The organism is Hydrogenophaga sp. PBL-H3, from assembly GCF_010104355.1.
Lineage (GTDB): Bacteria > Pseudomonadota > Gammaproteobacteria > Burkholderiales > Burkholderiaceae_C > Hydrogenophaga.
Map to the genome: position 1 here is coordinate 175191 of NZ_CP044972.1, position 26309 is coordinate 201499.

Consider the following 26309-nt stretch of genomic DNA (forward strand, 5'->3'; position numbering starts at 1 on the left):
CAGTGTCTTCACTGGCCCTTTGGGGCTCTGCGTGTCCGGGTGGACTCCGGTGCTGCCTTGACATTGCGGAAACCGACCGCCGACGCCCGCTCGACGGTCTGCCGCAGCCAGCGATGAGCGCTGTTGTGGGTGGCCTGGCGGTGCCAGAGCGCATCCACGTGCACGGGCGGTACCTGCAGGGGGAGATCGGCCAGGGCGAGCTCGTGTTCCATGCCGGTGGCGCCGACGAAGTGGCGGGGCAGCACCGTGAGCAGGTCGGTGGTGGCCACCACGCGCCCGGCGGTGAAGAACTGGTTGACCGTGAGCACCACGCGCCGCTGCCGGGAGATCGCGGCCAGGGATTCGTCCACGAAGCCGAAAGGGCGACCCGAGAAACTCACCAGCAGGTGGCGCGCTTCGCAGTAGGCGTCCAGGCTCAACGCTTGTCCGGCCAGGGGGTGGCCCTTGCGCATCACCACCACGTATTCGCCGTCGTACAGGCGCTGGTGCAGGAACTGCGGGTTGTTTTCCTGCAAGTGCAGGGCACCGAGCTCGGCCAGCACCCCGGGGAAATGCCCGATGGCCAGATCGGCCGAGCCGTTTTCCAGCAGATCGCGCGGATCGCGGGTGGTCAGGGGAACGACCCGTAGGTTCACGCCGGGTGCTTCGGTTTCGAAGATGTCCATCAGGCCGGGCACCAGCTTGGCCGCCGTGGCGTCCGCCATGGTCAACACAAAGGCGTTGTGGGCGCTGAGCGGGTCGAAGGTGCCCGGTGCCAGGGATTCGCGCAGCAGGTGCAGGGCGTCACGCACCGAGGGCCACAGGCTCAGCGCCAGCGGCGTGGGTTCCACGCCGTAGCCGGCGCGGCGCACCAGGTCGTCACCGACCACCTCGCGCAATCGGCGCAACGCGTTGCTCACCGCCGGCTGCGTCATGGCCAGGTTGTGGGCAGCGCGGGTGAGGTTGCGCTCGGTCATCACCTCGTCGAACACCCGAAGCAGGTTCAGGTCGAAGGTGCGAAAGTTCAGATCATTTATCACCGAAGTGAATGTAAAGCATCACAAAGATAAATTGGCAATAGATGCGGGTTAACCCTAGTATTGATCTGTCCAAAAGACATTTGTTCCTCCACAGGAGTTCGCCATGAGCAGCCTTGCATCCACCCCCTCTTCCATTTCACTGGGCCTCGGTCGCGCACCGTCGGCCAAACAGTCTCCCCGCCACACCGACAGCTCGCGCAGCCTGGCGGCCCTGTTGCTGGCCGCCGTGGTCGCCGCGATGGTCATCCTTGCAGACCGGCTGGTCAGCACCTGGGCCGATGGGCATCTCTTGCTCGCCTGGGTGTTCCTGTGGGTGATCGTGTTCGCCGGTATGGCCTTGTTTGCCGATTCGGCCCGCCGACTTGCTCGCCGCGGCATCGTGGTGCTCGACAGCTGGTCACAGTCGATGGCCGAAGCCCGCGCGGAAACCCGCCTGTGGGAAATGGCCCGCCTCGACCCCCGCCTGATGAGCGAGTTGACCCTGGCACGCAACCGCGCCGAGCTGGACGAGCCAGCCGGAACGTTCGACGAAGCGCTGGCACCCCTGGGCCTGCCGGTGCAAGCCGAGGCCGCAGCACCTGCTGCTTCTTACTGGGTGCGTCTGGGCCATGCCCGTGCAGCGCGCCACCTGCAAGGTCGCTACCTCTGAGCGCTTGCACGCCCCGAGCGGGTGCCCACAAAAAAGCCACCGGGTCCGGTGGCTTTTTTTTCGCCCAGGCTTCTTGACCCGGGAGATTGCAGACCCGCCGCAGATCGTGCGGTGGGCTCAGTCGGGGACTCCGGCCTTATGCGGCCAGGCGCTTCTCGATTTTTGCTTTTGTCTCCTCGAGCTCCCGTGGCAGGTGATGGGCCAGCTGGGTGAACAGTTCGCTGTGCAGTGCGAGTTCCTGGGTCCAGGCGGCGCTGTCGATGTGGGTCACGGTGTTGTACTGCTCGGTCGAGAAGTTCAAGCCGTCCCAGTGAATGTCTTCGTAGCGCGGGCTCACGCCGAAGGCGTGTTCGGTGCCCTGGCCTTGGCCTTCCAGGCGATCGATCATCCACTTGAGCACGCGCATGTTTTCGCCGAAACCGGGCCAGACGAACTTGCCGGCCTCGTCCTTGCGGAACCAGTTCACGCAGAAGATGCCGGGCAGTTTGGCGCCCTGGCTCGTGAGCTTGTTGCCCATGTCCAGCCAGTGCTGGAAGTAGTCGCTCATGTTGTAGCCGGTGAACGGCAGCATGGCGAACGGGTCGCGGCGCACCACGCCTTGCGCACCGAAGGCTGCGGCGGTGGTTTCCGACCCCATGGTGGCGGCCATGTACACGCCTTCGGTCCAGTCGCGGGCTTCGGTCACCAGCGGCACCGTGGTGGAGCGGCGGCCACCAAAGATGAAGGCGTCGATCGGCACGCCGGACGGATCGTCCCAAGCCGGATCGAGCGCGGGGTTGTTGGTGGCGGCCACGGTGAAGCGGGCGTTGGGATGGGCGGCCTTGGCACCGGTTTCTTTCGCGATTTGCGGTGTCCAGTCCTTGCCCTGCCAGTCGATGGCGTGGGCGGGCGCCTCGCCCATGCCTTCCCACCACACGTCGCCGTCATCCGTCAGGGCCACGTTGGTGAAAACCACGTCGCGGTCCAGGCTGGCCATGCAGTTCGGGTTGGTCAGCGTGTTGGTGCCCGGCGCCACGCCAAAGTAGCCCGCCTCGGGGTTGATCGCGTAGAGGCGTCCATCGGCGTGCGGCTTGATCCAGGCGATGTCGTCGCCGATGGTGGTGACGCTCCAGCCTTCGAAGCCCTTGGGTGGGATCAGCATGGCGAAGTTGGTTTTGCCACAGGCGCTGGGGAAGGCAGCGGCCACGTGGTATTTCTTGCCCTGGGGGTTGGTCACGCCCAGGATGAGCATGTGCTCGGCCAGCCAGCCCTGCTGTTTGCCCATGGTGGAGGCAATGCGCAGCGCAAAACACTTCTTGCCCAGCAGCGCGTTGCCACCGTAGCCCGAGCCGTAGCTCCAGATTTCGCGCGTTTCCGGATAGTGGACGATGTACTTGGTGGTCGGGTTGCAGGGCCAGCCGGTCTTGTCGGTCTCGCCAGCGGCCAGTGGCGCGCCGACGGTGTGCACGCAGGGTACGAATTCGCCGTCGGTGCCCAGCACGTCGAACACCGCCTTGCCCATGCGGGTCATGAGCTTCATGTTGACGGCCACGTAGGCGCTGTCGGAGAGCTCGATGCCGATGTGGGCAATGGGGCTGCCCAGCGGGCCCATGCTGAAGGGCACCACATACATGGTGCGACCGCGCATGCAGCCGTCAAACAGCGGCTGCAGGGTGGCGCGCATCTCGGCCGGGGCCTTCCAGTTGTTGGTCGGGCCGGCGTCTTCCTGCTTCTGCGAGCAGATGAAGGTGCGGTCTTCCACGCGGGCCACGTCCGACGGGTCGGAGCAGGCCAGGAAGCTGTTGGGGCGTTTGATCGGGTTGAGCCGCTTCATCGTGCCGGCGCTCACCAGCTGTTCGCACAGGCGCGCGTATTCCTCGTCGCTGCCATCGCACCAGACCACGGTATCGGGTTTGCACAGGGCCGCCATGTCGGCCACCCAGGCGATCAGCCGGGCGTTCTTCACATAGGACGGGGTGTTGAGGGTCAGGCCCTGCATCACGGGAGAGTTCATGGGAAAGGCTCCAGAAGTTGATAACCGGTGGCACCAGAGACGCCAACAGCCGCAGGCTGCAGAAGCTGCAGCTGGGCGGCTGTCGGGGTCCCTTGTGCTTGAAAGGGGCGGTCGGCGCTGATGGCTGTGGGGCGGTTGGCGCCCGGCAGCAAGAGGGACAAGGGGCGGGTTGGTGTGCCCGCGGCTCGGTCCGTGTGTCGTCCTTGCCTCGATTTTATGAAAGCGGGCGGCGGGTTACGAACTGGTTACATGCAAAACCCGCATAACGTGATGCATTAAACGCTCGTCCGACGGGACCTGCGGAGCCAAACAAAAAGGCCAAACGCCCGTGGGGCGTTTGGCCTTTTCTGCCGGAGCGTGGAGGCTCAGGCCATGAACACGGCGATGAAGGCCAGCAGGAACATCAAGACGCCCCCGGCCACAGGCAGCACGATGGGCATCAGGGGAACGATGGACTCCACCACGTCTTGGGGCTGGTCACTGGGGGTGTCGTGGTCGTGGTGGGACATGGGGCTCTCCGCAAGGTGGTTCAAAACTCCGGGGATTTTAAGGCAGACGGTTCAGAGCAGGGCGTAGGTGGTGCTGGCGCGGCACACGCTGCGCCCGTCGGTCGCACCCGTGATGTCGATTTCGCCGAACACCAGGCTCTTGCCGGCGCGGATCACGCGTGCGGTGATGTGGGCGTCCTGGCCGGAGAGCGGCTTGAGGAAGCTGGTGTTGAGTTGCACCGTGGTCATGGGGCGCTGGTCGCCGAGCTGCGTGACGATGGCCAGCACCATGGCGGTGTCGGCGGCCGACATCATGGCCTGGCCGCACAGCATGCCGCCCACGCGGGAGAGCTGGTCGCTTTGCGGCAGGCGCAGCGTGACCTCGCCGTCGGCAAATGATTCGACCCGCATGCCCAGGGCCTGAACCCATGGCGCAAACCACGCGGACAGCAGGCTTTGCAGCGATTCAACGGACACGGGGGGCGGTGGATGGGTCATTCAGTCCTCTTTGCGCAAACGGGCAAGCCAATGGTCCATCAGTTTGCCAGCCGCCTCGCGCCCGCCCAGACCAAACGACAGGGCCACCGCCACGGCCACCGCGCCCAAGGTGAGGCCGAAAGCCAGGTTGACGATGTCGTCGGCGATGCCCATGGCGCGCAGGCCCATGGCAATCACCAGTGCCAGGATGGCGTAGCGGCCAATGCGCGCCAGACCCTGGCTGCTTGCGCCGCTGGCGCGGTCGATGGCGTCATGGGCCAGGTTGGCCAGCCAGAAGCCGATCACCAGGATGGCCGATCCCAGCATCACGTCGCCGCCGAAGCGGATGAAGCTGGTCACGATGTCGCTGACCTGGTAGAAGCCCAGCTGCGCGGCCGCCTCCACCGTGGCGAACAGCATGGCAAAAAACAGCGCCACACGGCCGACCACCCGCGAGGCGCTGGTCTTCTCGAACGCGTGCGCCAGCTGAACGCGCGCGGGCAGCGAGTCAAAGCCCAGCGTGGCCAGCAGGCTGGTCAGCAACTGGCTGGCAAAGCTGGCCACCAGCCAGGTGATGACCAGGATCAGGCCGGCGGCCACGATGCGCGGCACGGCTTGCATGAGGGTGCCCAACATGTCGGTGGCGGGCCGGGAGATGGCCTCGATCTTCAGCGCATCGAGTGCGGCGATCAGCGAGGGCAGGAACACCGCGATGAACACCAGCATGCCGATCACGCTGGACAGCTGCACCGTCTCGGCCAGACCCGCGCGGCTGCCCAGCTTGTCGACGCCCGCCGTGCGGCTGAGGTGCGTGGTGAGGTTGCGCATCACGGTGGCCACGATCCAGCCCACGCCGCCGATCACGAAGGCCGCCACAGCGTTGGGCAGCATGTCCAGCGCCTTGGTCACCATGCTGCGCAGGGGATCCAGCAGGCCTTCGAGCTGCAGCGCGCCCAGGATGGCGGGCACGAAGAGCAGGATCACCAGCCAGAACAGCGCGCCCGCCAGCCCTTCGCTCATGGGTGCCATGTCGGCGTGTGCCGAGAGCTTGTCGTCCAGCGTGGTCTTGTCGAGCAGCTTCTGCGTGATGGCGCGCACCACGCTGGCCACCAGCCAGCCCACCAGCGCCAGCACCAGGCCGCCGAGCAGGCGCGGCGCGTATTCAAAGAGCTGCGTGGCGAAGGCCGAGAACGGTCCGGAGACGATGGCCAGGTTCAGCGAATTGAACACCGCGACCAGCGTGAGCAGGATCACCACCCAGAACAGGCCGAGCGCCACGGCACCTTCGATGTCCACGCCCGTGCCGGTGAGTTTGCCGAAGCGGTGGTTCACCCCGCTGAAGCCCAGGGTCTTGCGCGTGGCCGCTCGCACCAGCACCGCGATGAACCAGCCCAGGATGAAGATCGCGAGTGCTCCGAGCAACTGCGGGATGTGGGTGCCCAGATTGCTTTGCAGCGAGTCCCACAAGGCGTTGGTGTTCATGGCGTTCCTCCGGTTCGGTGTCAGGACCGACCCATGATGCAGAGCACCTCAGCCAGCGTCAACCACGGGCGGGGCCTCAGAGCAGCGCGGTCTCGAAACCCGCCTGTTGCAGGCGTTCGATGACTTGCGCGATGTGTTCGCGCCCGCGCGTCTGCAACACCAGTTCGATGGCGACGTTCTGCGCCGCCAGCAGCGTGAAGGCGCGCTGGTGGTGCACCTCGTCGATGTTGGCGCCGGCATCGGCCACGGTGGCGGTGATGCGCGCCAGGTTGCCCGGCACGTCGCGCGCGTTGACCTGGATGCGCGCCAGCCGGCCGGCCCGTACCATGCCGCGCTCGATGATGGAGGCCAGCAGCATCGGGTCGATGTTGCCGCCGCACAGCACCAGGCCCACGCGTTTGCCCGCGAAGCGCTGCGGGTGCTTGATCAGCGCGGCCAGGCCGGCAGCGCCCGCGCCTTCCACCAGCGTCTTCTCGATCTCCAGCAGCATCACGATGGCCTGCTCGATGTCGCCCTCATCGACCAGCACCACATCGTCCACCCGCTGGCGCACGATGGCCTCGGTGATCACGCCGGGTGTGCCCACCGCGATGCCCTCGGCGATGGTGCTAGTGCCCTGTGGCAGGTGCGTGCCCTTGATGGCGTTGTACATGGCCGGGAAGCGCTCGGCCTGCACGCCGATGACTTCGATGTCCGGGCGGATCGCCTTGGCGGCGGTGGCCATGCCGCCGATCAGGCCGCCGCCGCCGATGGCCACCACCAGCGTGTCCAGGTCGGGCTGCTCGCGCAGCATCTCCAGCGCCACCGTGCCCTGACCGGCCACGATGGCTTCGTCGTCGTACGGGTGCACGAACACCAGACCCTGTTGCGCTGCCAGTTCGCGGGCGTGGCTGCGCGACTCCTCCAGCGTGTCGCCGTGCAGCACCACCTCGGCACCGAAGCCGCGCGTGCGCTCCACCTTCACGCCGGGTGTGAAGCGCGGCATGACGATCACCGCGCGCAGGCCTAGCCGGTGCGCGTGGTACGCCACGCCCTGCGCGTGGTTGCCCGCGCTCATGGCGATCACTCCGCGTGCCCGTTCGTCGGCGCTCAGCTGCGCGAGCTTGTTGCATGCACCGCGCTCCTTGAACGAAGCGGTGTACTGCAGGTTCTCGAACTTCAGAAACACCTGGCAGCCGGTGAGCTGCGAGATGGTCCGTGATTCGACAAAAGGGGTGTCCAGCACCTGCCCGGTCAGGCGGGCGGCGGCGGCTTGAATGTCTTGAAGGTCCAGCATCGCGCGATTGTGAACCGGCCGGCGCGTGGCTCCCCATCTGAAAGCCGGACAAATCCCACAAACACGGTTCATCACTCTCTTCCATGATTCATCAAGCTGGGTTATGGTCCATTTGAATGCCGGATGTCCCGGCACGGCGTCACTGGAAGCGCGTTCTGGAGGTGTCTGGATGAACAAGCGTCCCGTGCAGCCCGCGAGCACCGCGGTCCGCACACTGACCGAACCCCGGGAGGGCCGTGCGCCCCTTCTGGGCGAAGGTCGCGTGTTCGTGCCGCACGGCCTGCGCCAGGCCCCGGTGCTCGACCTCATGTGCTCGCACTTCGTGCTCACGCTGGCCGCGCGCCAGGGGCCGCGCTTCAACGTGCGGCGCGACCTCAACACACTGCTCTCGCTCGCTGGCCGCCATCTGGTGTGGCCGCTCACCGTGCTCGCGCGCTTGCGTGAGTTTCTCGAACGCCGCTGCAAGGACAACGAACTCTGGAGCGGCCACGACAAGCTGCCCACACCCGCCTTCATGGAGCGCTACGGCGTCTGGCGCGGCCCCTACGAAGAAGGCACGCTGTTCTTCTACCTCGACGAATACGCCAAAGAGTCGCCAAAAGATCTGCTCTCGGTGCTCGCCGTGACCGGCGAGTGGCTCAGCCACGCGCTCAAGAAGCAGTCCACGCTGGTCGAGAAGAACATCGACGCGCTCGCCGGCTTGCTGCAGCTCAACCGCGCCGAGCGCGCGCTGCTGCTCTACGGCACGCTCGCGCGTTACCAGCGCGACCTGCGCTCCATCCTGGTCGAGTTCAAGGTGAACAACGCACCCGAGGCCTACGCGGCCATCGCCGACGTGGCCGGCGTGAAGGCCAGCGAGGTCGGCGAGGCTTTGCGAGCGGGCTCGCGGCTGGAGCGCATCGGCATGGTGGAAAACCTGATCTCCGAGCACAACATCACCGACCTGGCCGATCTCATGAAGGTCAGCGAGAAGCTGCCGCCGGTGCTCATGCGCGAGTACCGCACGCAGAGCGAGCTCATGGCCGTGTTCACCCGTCCGGCTGCTCGCTCGGCGCTCACGCCCAAAGACTTCGACTACGTGGGCGAAGACGTGCGCCTGCTTTGCGGCCTGCTGCGCGAAGCCGTGGCGCGCAAGGAACCGGGCGTGAACGTGCTCATGTACGGCCCGCCCGGCACCGGCAAGACCGAGCTGGCGCGCGTGGTGGCGCAGGCCGCCGGGCTGGAGCTGTTCGAGGTGGAGTACGCCGACCGCGACGGCAACGCGCTCTCGGGCCGCGACCGTTACCGCTCGTTGCAGATCGCGCAGGTATTCCTGAAAGGCACGGCGCATTCGGCCCTGTTATTCGACGAGGTCGAAGACGTTTTCCCGCCGATCTCCAGCGAGGCGGCGCAGATCATGGCGCGCGCCGAACACGTGGCGTCATCCCACACCGGCAGCGTCAGCGGCAAGGCCTGGGTCAACCAGATCCTGGAAACCAACGCTGTGCCCACGCTGTGGGTGACCAACCGCATCGAGCAGATCGACCCGGCGTTTCGCCGCCGCTTCGCCTACCACCTCGAGCTCAAGAGTCCGCCGCCCGGCGCGCGCGAGCAGCTCGTGCGCAAGACGCTGGAAGACGCGCCGGTGTCCGACGCGCTGGTGGCGCGCCTGACCGAGCGCAAGGGCCTGACGCCGGCGCAGATCCGCACGGCGCTGCGTTTTGCCCAGCTCGCTGCCAGCCCCGCCAAACCGGCTGCCCGGCGTAGCGCCAAGGCGCGCGGCGCGCCCACGCCGGTGCTTGACGACCTGATCGAGCGCCAGCTCAAGAACGCCGACCTGGCCCTGGGCCGCAAGCCCGATCTGGTGCAGCGGCCCAGCGTCACGCAGTACAGCCTGGACATGCTCAACGTCGAGTCGCGCTACGAGCTGCCGCGCGTGATTGCCGCGCTCAAGGCGCGCGGCCACGGCTGCCTGTGTTTCCACGGCGCGCCCGGCACCGGCAAGACCGCGCTGGCCGAGCACCTGGCCCAGCAGCTCGAACGCCCGCTGATGATCCGCCGTGCCAGCGACCTGGTGAGCAAGTTCGTGGGCGAGACCGAGCAGCAGATGGCGGCCATGTTCCGCGAGGCCGAGGCCGAGAAGGCCGTGTTGCTGCTGGATGAGGCCGACAGCTTTCTGCAGGACCGGCGCGGCGCGCAGCGCACCTACGAGGTGACCGAGGTCAACGAGATGCTGCAGGGTATGGAGCGCTTTGCCGGCATCTTCATCTGCACCACCAACCTGATGGACAGCATCGACCAGGCGGCGCTGCGGCGCTTCACCTTCAAGATCCGCTTCAAACCGCTCACGGCTGCGCAGCGCGAGACCATGTTTGTGGTGGAGGCGCTGGGGGGCGATGCCACGCGGCTGGATGCGGCGCTGGCCGCGCGGCTGGCCCGGCTCGACCAGCTCTGCCCCGGCGACTTTGCCGCAGTGAAAAGGCAGGTGGAGATACTGGCCGAGTCGCTGGAGCCCGAGGAGTTCATCTCGCAGCTGGAAGCCGAGCACCGCATCAAGCCCGAGGTGCGCGAGGCGCGCGGCATCGGGTTCATGCACTGAACGGCAACACGCTCTCCATGCAAAAGGCCACCTCGCGGTGGCCTTTGTTGTGTCCAGGGCGCCGCGGAAGCGGCGCAGGGGTTCAATGCATCAACATCATGGGTTTGCTCGGCAGTTCGTCGGCCGAGTAGTCCGGATGGTGGTTCACGAAAAAGCGCAGCTTCTGATCGAGCCGGGCGATGCGGGTGTTGGCCACGCTCTCGCAGTGGTGCTTGGAGATCAGGCCGAACAGCTTGCTGCGCAGGAACCAGAGGTCCTTGGGGCTTTGGCAAGACAGGAGCGCGGCGTGAATGCGCACGCGGATCGGGTCCTGGATGTCGGCCATGGCGGCGTGAAATTCGTCCACCAGAAAGTCCAGCTCCAGCACCTGCGTGTCGTGGTACTGAACCCTTTTGCTTTTGCCAATCCAGGGCAGCCAGGAAAACATGCTGAGCTCCGTTCGAGATGTTCGGGGTGAGGGGAAGCTTCCCCGGGTACACCCCTTGCATCGTCAGATGAGCGGCTTTCTTGAGTGGCGGCAGAAGGGCAAGGGCCCCCGGCACGATGAGCGGTCGGGCTTGTCAGCCGATGGTGGTGGTCGGGGCTGGAAACTCCCTCAGGCGCTCATCCGAAAGCACTCACCACCCGCAGCACCTCGTCGCCGTAAGCCTCGCGTTTTTTCACGCCCAGGCCGGCAATGCCGTCCAGATCGGCCAGGGTGCGGGGCTGGCGGGCGGCGATCGCGCGCAGCGTGGCGTCGTGAAAGATCACGAAAGCCGGCAGGTTGTGCTCCTTGGCCACGCCGGCGCGCCAGGCCTTGAGCGCGTCCAGGCTGTCGCGCGCCGCCAGGGTCAGCGGCTGGCCGTCGTCTGCCACGGTGGCGCGGGCGCCGCGCGCGCGGCTGGTGCGCCCAGGGCCGGCGGCCTTCTCGGACAGCGATTTGAGCCACACGGCACTCTGGCCTTTGAGGATCTCGCGTGCCGCGTCCTGCAGGTGCAGGGTGTTGTAGTGCGCCGCGTCCACCTGCACCGCTTCGCGGGCAATCAGTTGGCGCAGCAGCGCGCGCCACTGGGTTTCCGACAAATCAGCACCGATGCCGAAGGTGGAGAGCTTGTCGTGCCCATGCTGTGTCACCTTCTCGGTGACCTTGCCGCGCAGGATGTCCATGATGTGGCCGGCGCCAAAGGCCATGCCGCTGGACTGCTGCACGCGGTAAATGCACGAGAGCAGCTTGCGCGCTGACTCGGTGGCATCGAAGAGCTGCGGTGGGTGCAGGCAGTTGTCGCAGTTGCCGCAGGGTTCGCTCTCTTCGCCGAAGTAAGACAACAGACGAACGCGGCGGCAGTCGCTGGCCTCGGCCAGGGTCAGCAAAGCGTCGAGCTTGCCGCGCAGCACCTGCTTGAATTCGTCGGCCGCAGGGCTTTCGTCGATCATGCGGCGCTGGTTCACCACATCCTGTAGGCCGTAGGCCATCCAGGCGTTGGCGGGTTCACCATCGCGCCCGGCGCGCCCGGTTTCCTGGTAGTAGCCCTCGATGTTCTTGGGCATGTCCAGGTGGGCCACAAAGCGCACGTCGGGCTTGTCAATGCCCATGCCGAACGCGATGGTGGCCACCATGATCAGGCCCTCTTCGCGCAGGAAGCGGTCCTGGTGTTTCTGCCGCACGGCGGCGTCCAGGCCGGCGTGGTACGGCAGGGCGTTCAGGCCCGCGTCGCACAGCAGCTTGGCCACCTCTTCCACCCGGCGGCGCGACTGGCAGTACACGATGCCGGCGTCGTGCTCGTCACCGCTGGTGTGTTCGTCGCGGATGAAACGCAGCAGCTGCGCGGTGGCGTCTTTTTTCTCCACCAGCTGATAACGAATGTTGGGCCGGTCGAAGCTGCTGATGAAGGTGCGCGCATCCTGCAGCTGCAGGCGCTCCACGATGTCGGCGCGCGTGAGGTCGTCGGCGGTGGCGGTGAGGGCCACGCGCGGCACGCCGGCAAAGCGCTCGTGCAGCACGACCAGGCCCCGGTACTCTGGGCGGAAGTCGTGGCCCCACTGGCTCACGCAGTGCGCTTCGTCGATGGCAAACAGCGCGAGCTTGCCGCGCTCCTTGAGCGAGTCGAGCAGCGCCAGGAAACGCGGCGTGGTCAGGCGCTCGGGCGCCGCGTACAGCAGGGTCAGCTCACCGCGCAGCATTTCCTTTTCCACCCGCTGCGCGTCTTCGCTGGAGAGGCTGGAGTTGAGAAAGGCTGCGGCCACGCCGGCTTCCAGCAGCGCACCCACCTGGTCGTGCATGAGCGCGATCAGCGGCGACACCACTACGGTCAGGCCCTGGCCGCTGCGCTCGCGCACGATGGCCGGCACCTGGTAACACAGCGATTTGCCGCCACCCGTGGGCATGAGCACCAGCGCGTCGCCACCGCCGCCCACGTGAGCCACGATCTCGGCCTGCGGACCACGGAAGGCGTCAAACCCGAAAACCTCTTGCAGCACGCCCAGGCTGGTCTCCAGGATTTCGCTGCCGGGAGCGATGTCGATCACACCCACTACATCTGCTCCCAAGGCAGGCCGTCAAAACGCCAGCCGTTGACGCTAGAGCGCTTGAAGTCCTCGTTGAGTTCACCCTCGAAGCCGTGCACCACGTGCGCCACCTCGGTGAACCCCGCCGCCTCCAACGCCTTGCCCGCGTCCAGCGTGCGTTTGCCGCTGCGGCAGATCAGCAGCACCGGGCGGTGCTTGTCACCGGCTTCCTGCTCCACGGCGTTCGCAAACCGCGCCGGATCGGGCGTGAGGTCGGGGTATTCGTACCAGGGGATGTTTTCCACGCCGGGCGGGCGGCCCACGTAGAGCGATTCGATTTCCATGCGCACGTCCACAAACAGCGGTGTTGCTTCGCTGCGCGTTTCACAGCGCTCGCGTTCGGCCTGCAGCCAGGCCCAGGCCTGCTGGGGCGTGAGGTGTTTCATGGCGGCTATTGTCGGGGAAAGCCTGAGGTCGCCCGGCGGGTCGAGCCCTGCGGCCCGGGCCGCTTCTTACAATCCAGGGATGACTTCCCCTGCCTACACCCGCGCCCAGGCGCTGCCCGAGATCCTGAAACACCGCATCGCCATCCTCGATGGTGCGATGGGCACCATGATTCAGCGCTTCAAGCTGGGCGAGGAGCAGTACAGGGGCGAACGTTTCAAGGACTTCCACAAGGACGTCAAGGGCAACAACGAGCTGCTCAGCCTCACGCGCCCCGACGTGATCCGCGACATCCACGAAGGCTACCTGGCCGCCGGTGCCGACCTGATAGAGACCAACACCTTCGGCGCCACGACGATCGCGCAGGACGACTACGAGATGGGGCACCTCGCACGCGAGATGAACCTGGCCTCGGCGCGCATCGCCCGCGCGGCCTGCGACAAATTCAGCACGCCCGACAAACCGCGTTTCGTGGCCGGCGCGCTCGGCCCCACGCCCAAGACCGCGAGCATCAGCCCCGACGTGAACGACGCCGGTGCGCGCAACGTGACCTTCGAGCAGTTGCGCGCGGCCTACCTGGAGCAGATCGAGGCGCTGGTCGAGGGTGGTGCCGATGTGCTCTTGGTGGAAACCATCTTCGACACGCTCAACGCCAAAGCCGCGCTGTTCGCCATCGACGAGTTCTTCGAGAACAGCGGCGAGCGCCTGCCGGTGATCATCAGCGGCACCGTCACTGACGCTTCGGGCCGCATCCTGAGCGGCCAGACCGTCAGCGCCTTCTGGGCCAGCGTGCGCCACCTGCAGCCCTTGGCCGTGGGCCTGAACTGCGCGCTCGGTGCTGCACTGATGCGCCCCTACATCCAGGAGCTGGCCAAGGTCGCGGGAGACACCTTCATCAGCTGCTACCCCAACGCCGGCCTGCCCAACCCCATGAGCGACACCGGATTTGACGAAACGCCTGCCGACACCAGCCGCCTGCTGCGCGAATTCGCGGCCGAAGGGCTGGTCAACATCGTGGGCGGCTGCTGCGGCACCACGCCGGAGCACATCGCGGCCATCCACCAGAGCGTGGAGCCACTGGCGCCACGCAGCCTCAAGCGCGAGGCCTTCTACAAGGAAGCCGCTTGATCCACACAAGACCTTCAGGAAAAACCTGAAGGTCTTTCAGTTCGTGGGGCCTGCGCTTCCCGCCGACAATCGCGCTTCCCTTCAAGGGGAGTAGTCAGCCCGCCACCCGGCACCAAGCCGGGCATCGGTGGGCGGGGTTTTCGTCAATACGCGGCCAGCCGGTCGCCGGAAATCCCCAACCGCAAACGCTGCGGCCATGGCAAGACCTTGGGGTGTTTTTTCAACACCAAACCTGAGGTTCTTCATGGAAAGCATTGCCCCGTTGTGGCTGTGGATCGTCTTCGTCGTGTTCGTCGTGGCGGCTTTGTTCGTTGACTTTGTCGTGCTCAAGAAGCAGGGCGCGCAGGAGGTCAGCGTCAAGCAGGCGGTCCACTGGTCGCTGGTCTGGGTCGGCTTGAGCTTCGTGTTCAACGCGCTCTTCTGGTGGGCCATCAAGGACACCACCGGTTCGAGTGCGATCGCCAATGAGAAGTCGCTCGAATTCCTCACCGGCTACCTGATCGAGAAGAGCCTGGCGGTCGACAACATCTTCGTCTTCCTGCTCATCTTCACCTACTTCGCCGTGCCCGCGGCCTACCAGAAACGCGTGCTCATGATCGGCATCGTGGGCGCCATCGTGTTGCGCACGGTGATGATCCTGGTGGGTGGCTGGCTGCTGGCGCAGTTCCACTGGATCCTCTATGTGTTCGGCGCCTTCCTGCTGCTCACCGGTGTGAAGATGTGGTGGGCTGCGGGCCAGGAGCCCAGCCTGGACGACAACCCCGCGCTCAAGCTGCTGCGCAAATGGTTGCCCGTGAGCCAGTCGTTTGACGGCGAGAAATTCTGGACGGTGGAAAACGGCAAGCGCATCGCCACCCCGCTGCTCATGGTGATCTGCCTGGTGGGCCTGACCGACGTGATCTTTGCGGTCGACTCCATCCCCGCGATCTTCGCCATCACCAAGGACCCGTTCATCGTGCTCACCAGCAACGTGTTCGCCATCCTGGGCCTGCGTGCCATGTTTTTCCTGCTGCAGGCCGCAGCCAGCCGCTTCCACCTGTTGAACTACGGTCTGGCGGTGATCCTGGTCTTCATTGGCAGCAAGATGCTGCTGATCGACGTGTTCAAGATTCCGGTGGCGGTGTCGCTCGGCGTGGTCCTGTCGATCCTCGCGATCACCATGATCTGGAGCTCCAAAACGGCTCCGAACACCTAACGCGGCTCGGGAATCAATCGGTCAATCTCCTGCTGCATCGACAGCACGAGTTGACCGTAGAGCTGCAGCTTGGTGTCGTTCTCGCGCAGCCGCTGGCTCAGGCGCTGGGCCACGGCGCTGAGCAGCTTGGCGGCGGTGGTGGGTTCTTCGGCGATCAGGGTCTGCAGGGCGGCCCGCGTGAGCACGGCGCAGCGCACCTCGGTGCTGGCGGTGCAGGTGGCGGAGCGGGCTTCGCCGTCCATCAGCGACATCTCGCCCATCAAGTGACCCGGCCCAAGCACGTTGACCGTGTGCGGCTCGGTGCGGCTCACCGTCACGGCTTCCACCGTGATTTCGCCCTCGATCACCAGCGCCATGAAGCCGTCTTCGCCGCCGCTGTGGCCCTGGCGGATGATGGCCTCGCCCTCGGCACAGCGCCGCAACTCCATGAAACCCACCACGGTGAGCGCCTCGGCCGCGCTGAGCTGGATCAGCGCGTTGGTGGAGCGAAGCAGGTCTGCGGCCCGGTGGGCTGTGGTGGAGACACCCACACGTTGGTGTCGGCGTTTGCGCGCCCGGGCGGCTGTGTAGCGCTCGCCAAACAATCTGTCGAACAGGGCCATGGTGGGTACCGGTGACTGCGGGGTGTTGTGTTGCACATTGTCACCCGCCTTGCGCCGTGCACCTCTTTGGCACATTCATTGCGTGCGTTGAGCGCATGCAGACCGACACGCCAGCCCCGCCCATTCGCACCTGGGGCGATCCGCTGGCGCTGCTGCTCGCATCCACCGGCGAAGGCGTGTTCGGCATCGACCTGGACGGCCTGTGTGTGTTCATCAACCACGCCGGCGCCCGCATGATCGGCTTTGAGCCCGACGAGCTGCTGGGCTGCAACATGCACGACCTCACCCACCATTCGCACGCCGACGGCGCGCACTACCCGGTGGAAGACTGCCCGATCTTCAAGGCGTTTCTGGAAGGCCTGCCCTGCCGCATCGACAGCGAGGTGTTCTGGCGCCGCGACGGCTCCCGCTTCCCGGTGGAGTACTCCAGCCACCCCATCATCGACGGCGGCGCGGTGCGCGGCGCGGTCGTGACCTTCGTCGACATCACCGAGCGCAAGCGCGCGGCCGACGCGCTGCAGCGAGCCAAGGACGAGCTGGAGGAACGCGTGGGTGAGCGCACGCTCGCGCTGGCCACGGCGCTGAAGCAGGTTCGCGAACTGGCGGCGCGCTCCGAGGCGGTGCGCGAGGAAGAGCGCACGCGCATCGCGCGCGAGGTGCACGACGAGCTCGGCAGCCTGCTGGTGGCGCTCAAGATGGACGTGAACTGGCTGGACAAGCGCCTGTCGGAACAAGAGCAGCGCACGCTGGAGGCTGCGGGCGACATGCGCGCGCGCATGCGCTGCAAGTGCCAGAACATGAGCCGCCTGATCGAGAACGCGGTGGACAACGTGGGCCGCATCATCACCGACCTGCGCCCCAGCATCCTGGACCACCAAGGCCTGTGGGCCGCGCTCGAATGGCAGGCACAGGAGTTCGTGCAGTCGGCCGAAATGTCCCTGAACTGGTGCATGGACGTGGACGACGTGCCCGACCCGCCCGAGCCGCTGGCCATGGGTGTGTTCCGCATCTTTCAGGAAATGCTGAGCAATGTGGGGCGGCACGCGCACGCCCGTCGTCTGGACGTGCGCATCGTCGTGAGGGCAGGGGTGCTCACCCTCGCGGTGCAGGACGATGGGGTGGGTGCGCCGGCCCAGGCGTTTGAAGCCGCCGACGCCTACGGGGTGATGGGCATGCGCGAACGCGCCCGCCATTTCGGCGGCGATATCCAGATCACCAGCGCACCAGGACAGGGCACGCTCATGCGCCTGTCGATCGAACTGCCTCACCAGATGTCTCAGGGAGCCCCTGCATGACCACCGTTTTTGATGTGTTGGCCGAAACCATCCGCGTGCTGATCGGCGACGACCACCGCATCGTGCGCGAGGGCCTCAAGCAGATCCTGGCCGACGCACCCGACGTGCAGGTGGTGGCCGAGGCGCAGACCGGCGACGAGGTGCTGGCCGCGGTTCGCGCGCTGGGTGGCCTCGATGGCCTCGATCTCGTGTTGCTGGACATCGCCATGCCCGGACTCGACGGGCTGGACGTGCTGCAAACCATCAAGCGCGAACACCCGCTGCTGCCGGTGCTCATGCTCAGCACCTACCCCGAAAAGCAGTACGCGGTGCGCTGCATCCGCCTGGGCGCCTGCGGGTACCTGAACAAGAGCGCCGACCCCGACGACATGCTCTACGCCGTGCGCAAGGCGGCGGGCGGCGGCGTGTTCCTCACGCAGGCCACGGCCGAGGCGCTGGCGGCTGCCGTGGGCCATGCCAGCGCTCAGGCTGGGCCCGAAACCCTGTCGCACCGCGAGCACCAGGTCTACCGCCTGCTGACACAGGGCCAGACCGTGAGCGAAATTGGTGCGCAGCTCGGCCTGGCGCCCAACACAGTGAGCACCTACCGGGCCCGGGTGCTGGAGAAAACCGGCACCAAGAACGACGTGGAGCTCGCGCTTTACGCCGAGCGGCACCGCGCCAAGCCGTGATGTGCCGCTTTTGACCACCGCCGTGTAGGGCCAGCCCTACACGGTGTCGGCCCAAGTCCCGCGAATTCGCACTCGGCACGATGAATGGCTTGCGCCCGGCCGCATCTGGCCCGGTGCTTGCAATGACCCCCTCGTCCATCAACCCACGAGGTGCGCGCCATGTCCGAATTCTTCGATCCCTACAACGCCGACCGCCCGCTCATGATGAAGTGCAGCTGCGGGCGCGACCACACCATCGCCGACCACCACGCCGAGGTGGCTGCGGACGGGGCGGCCGTCGAGTTGCGCCGGCGCAGCGAGACCGCCGAGTTCGAGGCTTACAGCAACGAGTTCATCGAGGCCACGCTGGTCAAGGCGCTGTTCCCGCACGACGAGGTGCGTCGGCGCTTCCTGCGCGCGGTGGGCAAGGGCACGGCCATGGCCGCCATCGCCAGCGTGCTCCCGGTGACCAGCCTGCAGGCCATGGCGCAGGAGAAGCAGGGCGCGCTGGAGAAGACGAATCTGAAGATCGGCTTCATCCCCATCACCTGCGCCACGCCGCTGATCATGGCGCACCCGCTGGGCTTCTACAGCAAGCAGGGCCTCAACGTCGAAGTCACCAAAACCGCGGGCTGGGCCCTGGTGCGCGACAAGATGATCAACAAGGAGTACGACGCCTCGCATTTCCTTTCGCCCATGCCCCTGGCGATCAGCCTGGGCCTGGGCAGCAACGCCGTGCCCATGAACGTGGCCACGATCCAGAACATCAACGGCCAGGCCATCACGCTGGCGCTCAAGCACAAGGACAACCGCGACCCGAAGAACTGGAAGGGCTTCAAGTTCGGCATCCCGTTCGACTACTCGATCCACAACTTCCTGCTGCGCTACTACCTGGCCGAGAACGGCCTGAACCCCGACACCGACGTGCAGCTGCGCGTGATCCCGCCGGCCGAGATGGTGGCCAACCTGCGCGCCGGCAACATCGACGGTTTCCTCGGCCCCGATCCCTTCAACCAGCGCGCGGTGTTCGACGAGGTCGGCTTCATCCACGTGCTCACCCGCGACCTCTGGAACGGCCACCCCTGCTGCGCCTTCGGCACCAGCACCGAGTTCATCCAGAAGAACCCCAACACGTTTGCGGCGCTGTACCGCGCGGTGCTCACCTCGGCCGCCATGGCGCGCGACCCGAAGAACCGCGAACTCATCGCCAAGGTGATCGCGCCCAGCCAGTACCTCAACCAGCCCGAGGCCGTGCTCACGCAGGTGCTCACCGGCCGGTTTGCCGACGGCCTGGGCAAGATCCAGAACGTGCCCGAGCGCGCCGACTTCGACCCCATGCCGTGGCAGAGCATGGCCGTGTGGATGCTCACTCAGATGCAGCGCTGGGGCTACATCAAGGGCGATGTGGACTACAAGGCTCTGGCCGAGAAGGTGTTCCTGATCACCGACGCGCGCAAGCACATGAAGGAGCTCGGCCAACCCTTTGCGGCGGGTTCGGGCTACACGAAGCACACCATCATGGGCAAGGCGTTCGACGCGACGAAACCTGCTGAATACCTGAAGAGCTTTGCCATCAGCAAGGCGGCCTGAAGATGAAGGCCTCTGCCAGCCTCAACCTGCGCGCGGCCCTGGTCTCGCTGATCCTCTTCTGCGTTTTCGTGGGGGCCTGGCAGCTGTCCACCAGCGGCCCCAGCATCGGCGGCTCGTCCACCGGCATGACTGCGGAGCAGATCGAGTACGCGAAGATGATGGGCAAGGACCCCGGTGTCGAGAAGAGCATCGGCTTCCCGCCGCCCATGGACGTGGCCCGGGCCAGCTGGGGGCATCTGTCCGACCCGTTCTACGACAAGGGTCCGAACGACAAGGGCATCGGCATCCAGCTCGCGCATTCGCTGGGCCGCGTGGGCCTGGGCTTTCTGCTGGCGATGGCGGTGGCCATTCCGCTGGGTTTCCTCATCGGCATGTCGCCGCTGATGCGCAAGGCCTTCGATCCTTTCGTGCAGGTGCTCAAACCCATCAGCCCGCTGGCCTGGATGCCGCTGGCGCTCTACACGCTGAAAGACTCGGACGTCAGCGGCATCTTCGTGATCTTCATCTGCTCGGTCTGGCCCATGTTGATCAACACCGCGTTCGGTGTGTCCGCCGTCAAGCGCGAGTGGCTGAACGTGGCCAGCACGCTGGAGGTGGACCCGATGCGCAAGGCCTTCCAGGTGATCCTGCCAGCCGCCGCGCCCACCATCCTCACCGGCATGCGCATCAGCATGGGCATCGCCTGGCTGGTGATCGTGGCCGCCGAGATGCTGGTGGGCGGCACGGGCGTGGGCTACTTCGTGTGGAACGAGTGGAACAACCTGTCGCTCACCAACGTGATCTTTGCCGTGTTGCTCATCGGCGTGGTCGGCATGCTGCTCGACCTGATGTTTGCCCAGCTCCAGAAGGCGGTGACCTATGTGGAGTGACGCCAGCGCCCGCGAAGGCGTGTCGATTCCCCAGACCCTCACGCCGGCCTCCACGAAAGCTCCCAAGATGACCGGTTTCCTCCAGGTTGAAAACCTCGCCAAGGCCTACCAGGCCGACAAGCCGGTGTTCGCCGACGTGTCGTTCGCCATCGACAAAGGCGAGTTCGTCTGCATCATCGGCCACAGCGGCTGCGGCAAGACCACCATCCTCAACGTGCTCGCGGGGCTGGACACCGCGAGCTCCGGCCACTGCTTCATGGACGGCCGCGAGATCGCCGGGCCCAGCCTGGAACGCGGCGTGGTGTTCCAGAGCCACGCGCTCATGCCCTGGCTCACCGTGCGGCAGAACATCGCGTTCGCCGTGAAGTCGCGCTGGCCCGACTGGAGCCGCGCACAGATCAACGCCCACGCCGAAAAATTCGTCGCGCTGGTGGGCCTGTCGCCTGCCATCGACAAGAAGCCGAGCCAGCTCTCCGGCGGCATGAAGCAGCGTGTGGGCATTGCGCGGGCCTTTGCCATCCAGCCCAAGATGCTGTTGCTTGACGAGCCTTTTGGTGCGCTCGACGCACTCACGCGCGGCACGATCCAGGACGAATTGATGGGCATCGTGCGCGAGACGCAGCAGACCGTTTTCATGATCACGCACGACGTGGACGAAGCCATCTTGCTGGCCGACCGGATTCTGCTCATGACGAACGGGCAGGAGTTGACTGACGGCAACGTGGGCACCGAAACCATTTACAAGCCCGGCGGCATGGCCGAGGTGGTGGCCAACCCGCTGCCGCGCAGCCGCACACGCGCACAACTCCACCACCTCGACGGCTACTACGACCTGCGCAATCACATCGTTGATTTCCTGGTCAGCCGCGCGAAAGCGCACTGATTCCCTTCTCACTTTTCCTTCACCACACAGCAACGAGGCAACCATGAACCGACTCGACATCACTGAAAAAATCATCTCCACCAAGGTGTCCAAAGGCATCAGCTGGGCCGACGTGGCCAAGAAAGTCGGCCAGTCCAAGGAATGGACCACGGCGCTGTGCCTGGGCCAGATGACGGCGTCCGGCGCCGAGGCCAAGGTGGTCGGCAAGATCTTTGGCCTGTCGGTGGAAGAGCAGAAGTGGCTGCAGGTCGTGCCGTACAAGGGCTCGCTGCCCACAGCCGTGCCCACCGATCCGCTGATCTACCGCTGGTACGAGATCGTCAGCGTCTACGGCACGACCATCAAGGAACTCATCCACGAAGAGTTCGGCGACGGCATCATGAGCGCGATCGACTTCAGCATGGACATCCAGCGCCAGGCCGACCCCAAGGGCGACCGCGTCAATGTGGTGCTCTCCGGCAAGTTCCTGCCCTACAAGCAGTATTGAGCTCCCGCCGCGCCGCGCTCATAGCGGCGGCGCCCCTGGAGTCTGCAGCTCCATCCATTCCTGAAATGCCTTCATGGCCGCGCTCTTGCGCCTTGTCTTCAGGCGCGTGAGCCAGTAGCCGCCCACGTCCACGTCCACGTCGAACAGGCGCACCAGCCGCCCGCTCTGCAGGTCGCGGCCAAAGAGCGCCAGCGGCAACAGGGCCACGCCCGCGCCCTGGGCCGCGGCGTCGGCCAGCACCAGCGAGGAGTCGAACATCGGCCCGGTGAGCAGCGGTGGCCGCCCGCCTGCGGCGTAGAACCATTGCGTCCATTCGTCAGAACGGTAGGAGCGCAACAGCGTCTCGCGCCCGAGGTCGGCCACCGCGCGGATGCGGTGGGCCAACGATGGCGCGCACACGGGAGCCAGCGGCGCGTCCAGCAGGTGCCGCGTCTGCATGCCGGGCCACTGGCCGTCGCCAAAGCGGATCGCGCAGTCCAGCCCCTCGGCCGCGAGGTCGATGCGGTTGTTGTGCGTGAACAGCCGCAACTCCACGAAGGGGTGGCGTGCCTGGAACTCGCGCAGGCGCGGCAGCAGCCAGCCCACGGCGAAGGTGCCCACCGCGCCGACCGACAGCACCTCGCGCTTGTGCGCGCCCTTGAATGACTCCAGCGTGGCCGAGACGCGCGCAAACGCGTCCACCAGCGTCGGCAGCAGGGCCATGCCCTCGTCGGTGAGGGCCAGCCCGCGCGGCACGCGCCGGAACAGCGGCTTGCCCAGGCGCTGTTCCAGGTTCTTCACGTGCTGGCTCACGGCGGTCTGCGTGAGGTGCAGCTCCTGCGCCGCGCGCGTGAAGCTCAGGTGCCGCGCCGACACCTCGAAGGCGCGCAAGGCATTGAGTGGCAGGTCCATGACGTCCCCAAGTTTTTCTGTGGTCGGTCCTTGATTATTCCTGTTTGAATCCGGGCGTCACACTGCCTACGATGCAGGCCTTGCCTCAACGAAACACCCCTATGGACCGACGCACCTTCTTTCTGACCCCTGGCGCCGGGCTGCTGTGCGGCCTGAGCGCATTCCCCTTCAAAAATGCGTGGGCGGACGCGACCACCCTGCAGGATGGTCTGCGCGACATCGAGGCCACGGCCCGCGGTCGCCTGGGCGTGCACATCATCGACACCGCCACCGGGCGCGAACACGGCTGGCGTGCGGACGAGCGCTTCCTCATGCTGAGTTCGTTCAAGCTGCTGGCCAGCGCCCTGGTGCTGGCCCGCGCGGATCGCAGCGAGGAATCGCTGGAGCGGCGCATCCGCTACCGCCAGCAGGACCTGGTGCCGTGGTCGCCCGTGACGGAGAAGCACGTGGGCGGCGAGGGCCTGAGCTTGGCCCAGCTGTGCGAGGCCACCATCACCACCAGCGACAACACCGCCGCCAACCTCATCCTCGCCAGCTACGGCGGCCCGGCGGCGCTCACCGCCTTCGCACGCCGGCTGGGCGACACGGTGACAAGGCTGGACCGCACCGAGCCCGAACTGAACCGCCGCGCCGCCAGCGGCGAACCGCTGGACACCACCACGCCGCGCGCGATGGCGCACACGGTGCACAAGCTGCTGCTGGGCGATGCACTGGCACCGGCCTCGCGCGAGCGGCTGCTGCAATGGCTGCTGGCCAACACCACCGGCGGCACGCACCTGCGGGCCGGTGTGCCGGCCGGCTGGCGTGTGGGTGAGAAGACCGGCACAGCCGGGGACGATGCGAACGACATCGGCATCGCATTCCCGCCGCAGCGCGCGCCCCTGATCGTGACGGCCTACCTGGCGGAGAGCGCCACCGATGCCGCTACGCGGGAGGCAGCGCTGGCCAGCGTGGGGCGCTTGCTGGCGCGGGCCTGAACGCCGGTCAGCCCGGCAGCGGAATCCATTCCTGGTTGTCGTCGGGCGGCAGCGCAAAACGCCCCGCCGCCCAGTCGGCCTTGGCCTGCTCGATGCGCTCCTTGCGCGAGGACACGAAGTTCCAGAAGACATGGCGCTCGCCCAGCGGCTCGCCGCCAAAGACCATGAGCGTGCTCTGGGTGCGCGCGGTGATCACCGCGTCGGTGTCGTTGCCGAATACCAGCAACTGACCGGGCTCATAGGTTTCACCGGCATGTTCGATCTCGCCGCGCGCCACGTACAACGCCTGCTCGCTGTAACCGCCGGGCAAGGCCAGGCTGGCGCCACTCTGCCATTCGGTGTGCAGGTAGAACAGCGGTGAATGCGTCTTCACCGGGCTCTTCATGCCGTAGGCCTCACCGGCGATCAGGCGCATCCACACGCCGTCCCGCTCCTGCACCGGCAGGTTGGCCGCGGGGTAGTGTGTGAAGGCCGGGTCGGTCTCTTCGTCCTTCTCGGGCAGGGCCACCCACAGCTGCATGAGTTCCAGTCCGCCGCCGGCAAACGAGTCGGGGTGCGTGAAGCGCTCCGAATGCGAGATACCGCGCCCGGCCGTCATCCAGTTCACGTCGCCCGGGTTGATGAGCTGGTCAACGCCCAGGCTGTCGCGGTGATGGACCTGGCCGCTGAGCAAATAGCTCACGGTGGACAGGCCGATGTGCGGATGCGGGCGCACGTCGGCCGCGCGCGTGTCTTCGGGCGCGATGGTCACCGGCCCGGCGTGGTCCACGAAGATCCACGGGCCGACCATGCGGCGCTTGGCATAGGGCAGCACACGCCGCACTTTCAGGCCGTGGCCCAGGTCGGCAGCGCGCGCGGTGATCACCATCTCCAGCATCGTGTTCTCCTGTTCAGGCCTCGGCCGTGATGCGGCCCATCTTGCCGCTTTGGAAGTCCGTGAAGGCCTGGTGGATTTCGGCCTCTGTGTTCATCACGAACGGACCATAGCCCACCACCGGTTCGTTGATCGGTTCACCGCTCAGCCACAGCACGGTGCTGTCTTCCAGCACCTCCAGCGTCACGTCCTCGCCGTCGCGCGAGAACACGGGCAGGTTGGCCGCAACGACCTCCTGACCATTGTCCAGCCGCAGCCGTCCGCGCAGCACCAGCGGTGCCGTGGTGTGGCCCGCCGCGGCTGGCAGGGTCACGGTGTGGCCGGCCTTCAGGCGCAGGTCCCACACCTGCATGGGCGTGAAGGTGTGGGCCGGGCCTTTTGCGCCGAGCAGCTCGCCCGCGATGATGCGCGCCGTGCCGGCGCCCACCCCGTTGACATCTGGCAACGCGACCTCGGGAATCTGCTCGCGCGTGATGCCCTGGTAACCCGGCGCGGCCATCTTGTCGCGCGCCGGCAGGTTCACCCAGAGTTGCACCATCTCGAACGCGCCGCCGGTTTTGGCGAAGCGCTCGCCGTGGTACTCCTCGTGCACGATGCCGGCGGCAGCCGTCATCCACTGCACCTCACCGGGGCCGATGGTGCCGCCACCGCCGCTGGAGTCGCGGTGCGAGACCTCGCCGTCGTACACGATGGTCACGGTCTCGAAGCCGCGGTGCGGGTGCTGGCCCACGCCGCGTTGCTTTGTGGTGGGCTCGAAGCGCGTGGGGCCGCCGTAGTCCAGCATCAGGAACGGCGAGAAGCGCTCGGGCCGGTCGTTGTACGAAAACATGCTGCGCACCGGAAAGCCGTCACCTACCCAGTGGCCGCCGGCGCTGCGTTGGATGAAAGACACGGTTTTCATGGGGTGTTCTCCTTGGTGAAGACGCACTGTACCGGGCCTGCGCGATCGTGATAAGTCGGTAAGATCACAAATCATTTTTCAATGAGATGAAAGATCGAGCCATGGACCTAAACGACACGCTGGTGTTCGTGCGCGTGGCGCAGGCCGGTGGCTTCAGCGCCGCCGCCCGGCTGCTGGGCATGCCCACCTCCACGCTGAGCGTGCGCGTGTCGCGGCTGGAGCAGCGCCTGGGTGTGACGCTGCTGCAGCGCACCACCCGCCGCCTGCACCTGACCGAAGCGGGCCAGACCTACCTGGCGCAGGCCGCGCGCGGGCTTGAAGACATCTTGCAGGCCGAGGCGCAGCTCGATGCCGGCAAACACGATGCCCAGGGTCTGCTGCGCATCACGCTGCCGATCGACATGGGCGACGACCAGCTGCTCGCCATCCTCAGCGGCTACCGCGCACGCCACCCGGGCGTGGCGGTGGAGCTGGTGTTTTCCGACGCCCGGCTGGACCTGGTGGCGCAGGGGCTGGATCTCGCCCTGCGCGCCGGCGAGCTGGCCGATTCCAGCCTCGTGGCGCGCCTGATCGGCCAGGCGCGTTGGGCCCCATTTGCCCACCCCGACTACCTGGCGCGCGCGCCGGCACTGCGCACACCGAAAGACCTCACGCAGCACGCCACGCTGTGTTTCAGCCCACTGGGGCGCGACAGCTGGACACTCTCGCGCGGCAAGACCCGCGCGCAGGTGCCGCTGCGTTGTGCCTTTGCAGCCAACGACATGCGCCTCATCCGCCAGCTCGCGCTCGATGCCCAGGGCGTGGCCCTGCTGCCCGACTACGTGTGCCGCCGCGAGATCGGCCACGGGCACCTGGTGCCGCTGCTGCCGGGCTGGTACGCGCGCACCGATCCGATCCACCTGGTCTACCCGGGCCAGCGTTTCGTGCCGCCCAAGCTGCGGCATTTCATCGACGAGGCTGGGCCTGCGCTATCAGCCCTGTTTGAACGGTAACGGGCCAAAGTCTCCGTTCGGGCTGAGCTTGTCGAAGTCCTGCAAGCAAGGTTCGCGCAAGGGCTTCGACAAGCTCAGCCCGAAC

The 26309-nt window shown here is 66.4% G+C and carries 25 protein-coding genes; 12 read left to right on the forward strand and 13 right to left on the reverse strand.

Annotated features, from left to right (window positions below):
* Positions 1-8: 8 nt before the first annotated feature.
* Entirely contained in the window at positions 9-1016 is a 1008-nt protein-coding gene (locus F9Z44_RS00835) for a LysR family transcriptional regulator (RefSeq protein ID WP_159608535.1), read from the reverse strand.
* Between the two features lie 106 nt (positions 1017-1122).
* On the opposite strand from F9Z44_RS00835, the gene F9Z44_RS00840 reads away from it, so the two are divergent.
* On the forward strand, positions 1123-1668 hold the full coding sequence (locus tag F9Z44_RS00840; RefSeq protein WP_159602752.1) for a hypothetical protein: 546 nt from the start codon (positions 1123-1125) through the stop codon (positions 1666-1668).
* A 136-nt stretch (positions 1669-1804) separates the two neighbouring features.
* Here F9Z44_RS00840 and F9Z44_RS00845 read toward each other — a convergent pair whose 3' ends face one another.
* From F9Z44_RS00845 to F9Z44_RS00860, 5 genes are all read right to left on the reverse strand, one after another.
* Positions 1805-3661, reverse strand: a complete 1857-nt coding sequence (locus F9Z44_RS00845) for a phosphoenolpyruvate carboxykinase (GTP) (protein WP_159602754.1) — start codon at positions 3659-3661, stop codon at positions 1805-1807.
* A 365-nt stretch (positions 3662-4026) separates the two neighbouring features.
* Positions 4027-4170: a hypothetical protein gene (locus F9Z44_RS22720; protein ID WP_201449992.1), complete on the reverse strand. Its 144-nt coding sequence runs from the start codon at positions 4168-4170 to the stop codon at positions 4027-4029.
* 51 nt (positions 4171-4221) lie between these two features.
* The gene (locus F9Z44_RS00850; RefSeq protein ID WP_236574219.1) at positions 4222-4626 is read right to left on the reverse strand and encodes a PaaI family thioesterase; all 405 of its coding nucleotides are present in this window, start codon (positions 4624-4626) and stop codon (positions 4222-4224) included.
* Between the two features lie 21 nt (positions 4627-4647).
* Positions 4648-6108, reverse strand: coding sequence for a mechanosensitive ion channel (locus F9Z44_RS00855; protein WP_159602758.1), 1461 nt, complete (start codon positions 6106-6108; stop codon positions 4648-4650).
* A 76-nt stretch (positions 6109-6184) separates the two neighbouring features.
* The gene (locus F9Z44_RS00860; protein WP_159602760.1) at positions 6185-7384 is read right to left on the reverse strand and encodes a threonine ammonia-lyase; all 1200 of its coding nucleotides are present in this window, start codon (positions 7382-7384) and stop codon (positions 6185-6187) included.
* Between the two features lie 307 nt (positions 7385-7691).
* Between F9Z44_RS00860 and F9Z44_RS00865 the strand changes: the two genes are divergently transcribed.
* Positions 7692-9962: an ATP-binding protein gene (locus F9Z44_RS00865; RefSeq protein ID WP_442907302.1), complete on the forward strand. Its 2271-nt coding sequence runs from the start codon at positions 7692-7694 to the stop codon at positions 9960-9962.
* 82 nt (positions 9963-10044) lie between these two features.
* Here F9Z44_RS00865 and F9Z44_RS00870 read toward each other — a convergent pair whose 3' ends face one another.
* The 3 genes from F9Z44_RS00870 to F9Z44_RS00880 form a co-directional block, all read right to left on the reverse strand.
* On the reverse strand, positions 10045-10389 hold the full coding sequence (locus tag F9Z44_RS00870; RefSeq protein ID WP_159602764.1) for a hypothetical protein: 345 nt from the start codon (positions 10387-10389) through the stop codon (positions 10045-10047).
* A gap of 176 nt (positions 10390-10565) precedes the next feature.
* On the reverse strand, positions 10566-12467 hold the full coding sequence (gene recQ / locus F9Z44_RS00875; RefSeq protein ID WP_159608536.1) for a DNA helicase RecQ: 1902 nt from the start codon (positions 12465-12467) through the stop codon (positions 10566-10568).
* A gap of 5 nt (positions 12468-12472) precedes the next feature.
* Complete coding sequence (locus F9Z44_RS00880) at positions 12473-12892, reverse strand: rhodanese-like domain-containing protein (protein ID WP_159602766.1); 420 nt, start codon at positions 12890-12892, stop codon at positions 12473-12475.
* A 79-nt stretch (positions 12893-12971) separates the two neighbouring features.
* Between F9Z44_RS00880 and F9Z44_RS00885 the strand changes: the two genes are divergently transcribed.
* Positions 12972-14018, forward strand: coding sequence for a homocysteine S-methyltransferase family protein (locus F9Z44_RS00885; RefSeq protein WP_159602768.1), 1047 nt, complete (start codon positions 12972-12974; stop codon positions 14016-14018).
* A 244-nt stretch (positions 14019-14262) separates the two neighbouring features.
* Positions 14263-15213, forward strand: a complete 951-nt coding sequence (locus F9Z44_RS00890) for a TerC family protein (RefSeq protein ID WP_159602770.1) — start codon at positions 14263-14265, stop codon at positions 15211-15213.
* Here the strand turns inward: F9Z44_RS00890 and F9Z44_RS00895 are convergent.
* The gene (locus tag F9Z44_RS00895; protein ID WP_159602772.1) at positions 15210-15851 is read right to left on the reverse strand and encodes a Crp/Fnr family transcriptional regulator; all 642 of its coding nucleotides are present in this window, start codon (positions 15849-15851) and stop codon (positions 15210-15212) included. The genes F9Z44_RS00890 and F9Z44_RS00895 overlap by 4 nt on opposite strands.
* Positions 15852-15910: 59 nt before the next feature.
* Between F9Z44_RS00895 and F9Z44_RS00900 the strand changes: the two genes are divergently transcribed.
* The 6 genes from F9Z44_RS00900 (at position 15911) to cynS (ending at position 21589) form a co-directional block, all read left to right on the forward strand.
* A complete protein-coding gene (locus F9Z44_RS00900; RefSeq protein ID WP_159602774.1) occupies positions 15911-17110 on the forward strand; it encodes a sensor histidine kinase in 1200 nt (399 codons plus the stop codon).
* A complete protein-coding gene (locus tag F9Z44_RS00905) occupies positions 17107-17781 on the forward strand; it encodes a response regulator transcription factor (protein WP_159602776.1) in 675 nt (224 codons plus the stop codon). The genes F9Z44_RS00900 and F9Z44_RS00905 overlap by 4 nt, the downstream gene beginning before the upstream one ends.
* Before the next feature lie 159 nt (positions 17782-17940).
* Positions 17941-19350: a CmpA/NrtA family ABC transporter substrate-binding protein gene (locus F9Z44_RS00910; protein WP_159602778.1), complete on the forward strand. Its 1410-nt coding sequence runs from the start codon at positions 17941-17943 to the stop codon at positions 19348-19350.
* A 2-nt stretch (positions 19351-19352) separates the two neighbouring features.
* Positions 19353-20219, forward strand: coding sequence for a nitrate ABC transporter permease (ntrB, locus tag F9Z44_RS00915; protein WP_159602780.1), 867 nt, complete (start codon positions 19353-19355; stop codon positions 20217-20219).
* Complete coding sequence (locus F9Z44_RS00920) at positions 20209-21102, forward strand: ABC transporter ATP-binding protein (RefSeq protein WP_159602782.1); 894 nt, start codon at positions 20209-20211, stop codon at positions 21100-21102. The genes ntrB and F9Z44_RS00920 overlap by 11 nt, the downstream gene beginning before the upstream one ends.
* A gap of 43 nt (positions 21103-21145) precedes the next feature.
* On the forward strand, positions 21146-21589 hold the full coding sequence (cynS, locus tag F9Z44_RS00925; protein ID WP_159602784.1) for a cyanase: 444 nt from the start codon (positions 21146-21148) through the stop codon (positions 21587-21589).
* Positions 21590-21607: 18 nt separating this feature from the next.
* Here the strand turns inward: cynS and F9Z44_RS00930 are convergent, their stop codons facing one another.
* A complete protein-coding gene (locus tag F9Z44_RS00930; protein ID WP_159602786.1) occupies positions 21608-22480 on the reverse strand; it encodes a LysR family transcriptional regulator in 873 nt (290 codons plus the stop codon).
* A 101-nt stretch (positions 22481-22581) separates the two neighbouring features.
* Between F9Z44_RS00930 and bla the strand changes: the two genes are divergently transcribed.
* Positions 22582-23457 carry a class A beta-lactamase gene (gene bla, locus F9Z44_RS00935; RefSeq protein WP_159602788.1) on the forward strand — a complete coding sequence of 292 codons (876 nt, stop codon included), beginning with the start codon at positions 22582-22584 and terminating at the stop codon, positions 23455-23457.
* Positions 23458-23464: 7 nt separating this feature from the next.
* Here the strand turns inward: bla and F9Z44_RS00940 are convergent, their stop codons facing one another.
* Together F9Z44_RS00940 and F9Z44_RS00945 are read right to left on the reverse strand one after the other, a co-directional pair.
* Complete coding sequence (locus F9Z44_RS00940; RefSeq protein WP_159602791.1) at positions 23465-24334, reverse strand: pirin family protein; 870 nt, start codon at positions 24332-24334, stop codon at positions 23465-23467.
* Positions 24335-24347: 13 nt separating this feature from the next.
* Entirely contained in the window at positions 24348-25232 is an 885-nt protein-coding gene (locus F9Z44_RS00945) for a pirin family protein (RefSeq protein WP_159602793.1), read from the reverse strand.
* A 101-nt stretch (positions 25233-25333) separates the two neighbouring features.
* Between F9Z44_RS00945 and F9Z44_RS00950 the strand changes: the two genes are divergently transcribed.
* The gene (locus tag F9Z44_RS00950; protein ID WP_159602795.1) at positions 25334-26224 is read left to right on the forward strand and encodes a LysR family transcriptional regulator; all 891 of its coding nucleotides are present in this window, start codon (positions 25334-25336) and stop codon (positions 26222-26224) included.
* The last annotated feature ends 85 nt before the right edge of the window (positions 26225-26309 follow it).

Bases quoted from the DNA above. Each gene is read 5' to 3' on its own strand.
- F9Z44_RS00885 (WP_159602768.1), top strand. From the start codon at position 12,972: ATGACTTCCCCTGCCTACACCCGCGCCCAGGCGCTGCCCGAGATCCTG.
- F9Z44_RS00870 (WP_159602764.1), bottom strand. From the start codon at position 10,389: ATGTTTTCCTGGCTGCCCTGGATTGGCAAAAGCAAAAGGGTTCAGTAC.
- F9Z44_RS00855 (WP_159602758.1), bottom strand. From the start codon at position 6,108: ATGAACACCAACGCCTTGTGGGACTCGCTGCAAAGCAATCTGGGCACC.
- F9Z44_RS00945 (WP_159602793.1), bottom strand. From the start codon at position 25,232: ATGAAAACCGTGTCTTTCATCCAACGCAGCGCCGGCGGCCACTGGGTA.
- F9Z44_RS00950 (WP_159602795.1), top strand. From the start codon at position 25,334: ATGGACCTAAACGACACGCTGGTGTTCGTGCGCGTGGCGCAGGCCGGT.
- cynS (WP_159602784.1), top strand. From the start codon at position 21,146: ATGAACCGACTCGACATCACTGAAAAAATCATCTCCACCAAGGTGTCC.
- F9Z44_RS00865 (WP_442907302.1), top strand. From the start codon at position 7,692: ATGTGCTCGCACTTCGTGCTCACGCTGGCCGCGCGCCAGGGGCCGCGC.
- F9Z44_RS00840 (WP_159602752.1), top strand. From the start codon at position 1,123: ATGAGCAGCCTTGCATCCACCCCCTCTTCCATTTCACTGGGCCTCGGT.
- F9Z44_RS22720 (WP_201449992.1), bottom strand. From the start codon at position 4,170: ATGTCCCACCACGACCACGACACCCCCAGTGACCAGCCCCAAGACGTG.
- F9Z44_RS00845 (WP_159602754.1), bottom strand. From the start codon at position 3,661: ATGAACTCTCCCGTGATGCAGGGCCTGACCCTCAACACCCCGTCCTAT.
- F9Z44_RS00940 (WP_159602791.1), bottom strand. From the start codon at position 24,334: ATGCTGGAGATGGTGATCACCGCGCGCGCTGCCGACCTGGGCCACGGC.
- F9Z44_RS00900 (WP_159602774.1), top strand. From the start codon at position 15,911: ATGCAGACCGACACGCCAGCCCCGCCCATTCGCACCTGGGGCGATCCG.
- F9Z44_RS00920 (WP_159602782.1), top strand. From the start codon at position 20,209: ATGTGGAGTGACGCCAGCGCCCGCGAAGGCGTGTCGATTCCCCAGACC.
- F9Z44_RS00890 (WP_159602770.1), top strand. From the start codon at position 14,263: ATGGAAAGCATTGCCCCGTTGTGGCTGTGGATCGTCTTCGTCGTGTTC.
- F9Z44_RS00860 (WP_159602760.1), bottom strand. From the start codon at position 7,384: ATGCTGGACCTTCAAGACATTCAAGCCGCCGCCGCCCGCCTGACCGGG.
- bla (WP_159602788.1), top strand. From the start codon at position 22,582: ATGGACCGACGCACCTTCTTTCTGACCCCTGGCGCCGGGCTGCTGTGC.
- F9Z44_RS00910 (WP_159602778.1), top strand. From the start codon at position 17,941: ATGTCCGAATTCTTCGATCCCTACAACGCCGACCGCCCGCTCATGATG.
- F9Z44_RS00930 (WP_159602786.1), bottom strand. From the start codon at position 22,480: ATGGACCTGCCACTCAATGCCTTGCGCGCCTTCGAGGTGTCGGCGCGG.
- ntrB (WP_159602780.1), top strand. From the start codon at position 19,353: ATGAAGGCCTCTGCCAGCCTCAACCTGCGCGCGGCCCTGGTCTCGCTG.
- F9Z44_RS00905 (WP_159602776.1), top strand. From the start codon at position 17,107: ATGACCACCGTTTTTGATGTGTTGGCCGAAACCATCCGCGTGCTGATC.
- F9Z44_RS00880 (WP_159602766.1), bottom strand. From the start codon at position 12,892: ATGAAACACCTCACGCCCCAGCAGGCCTGGGCCTGGCTGCAGGCCGAA.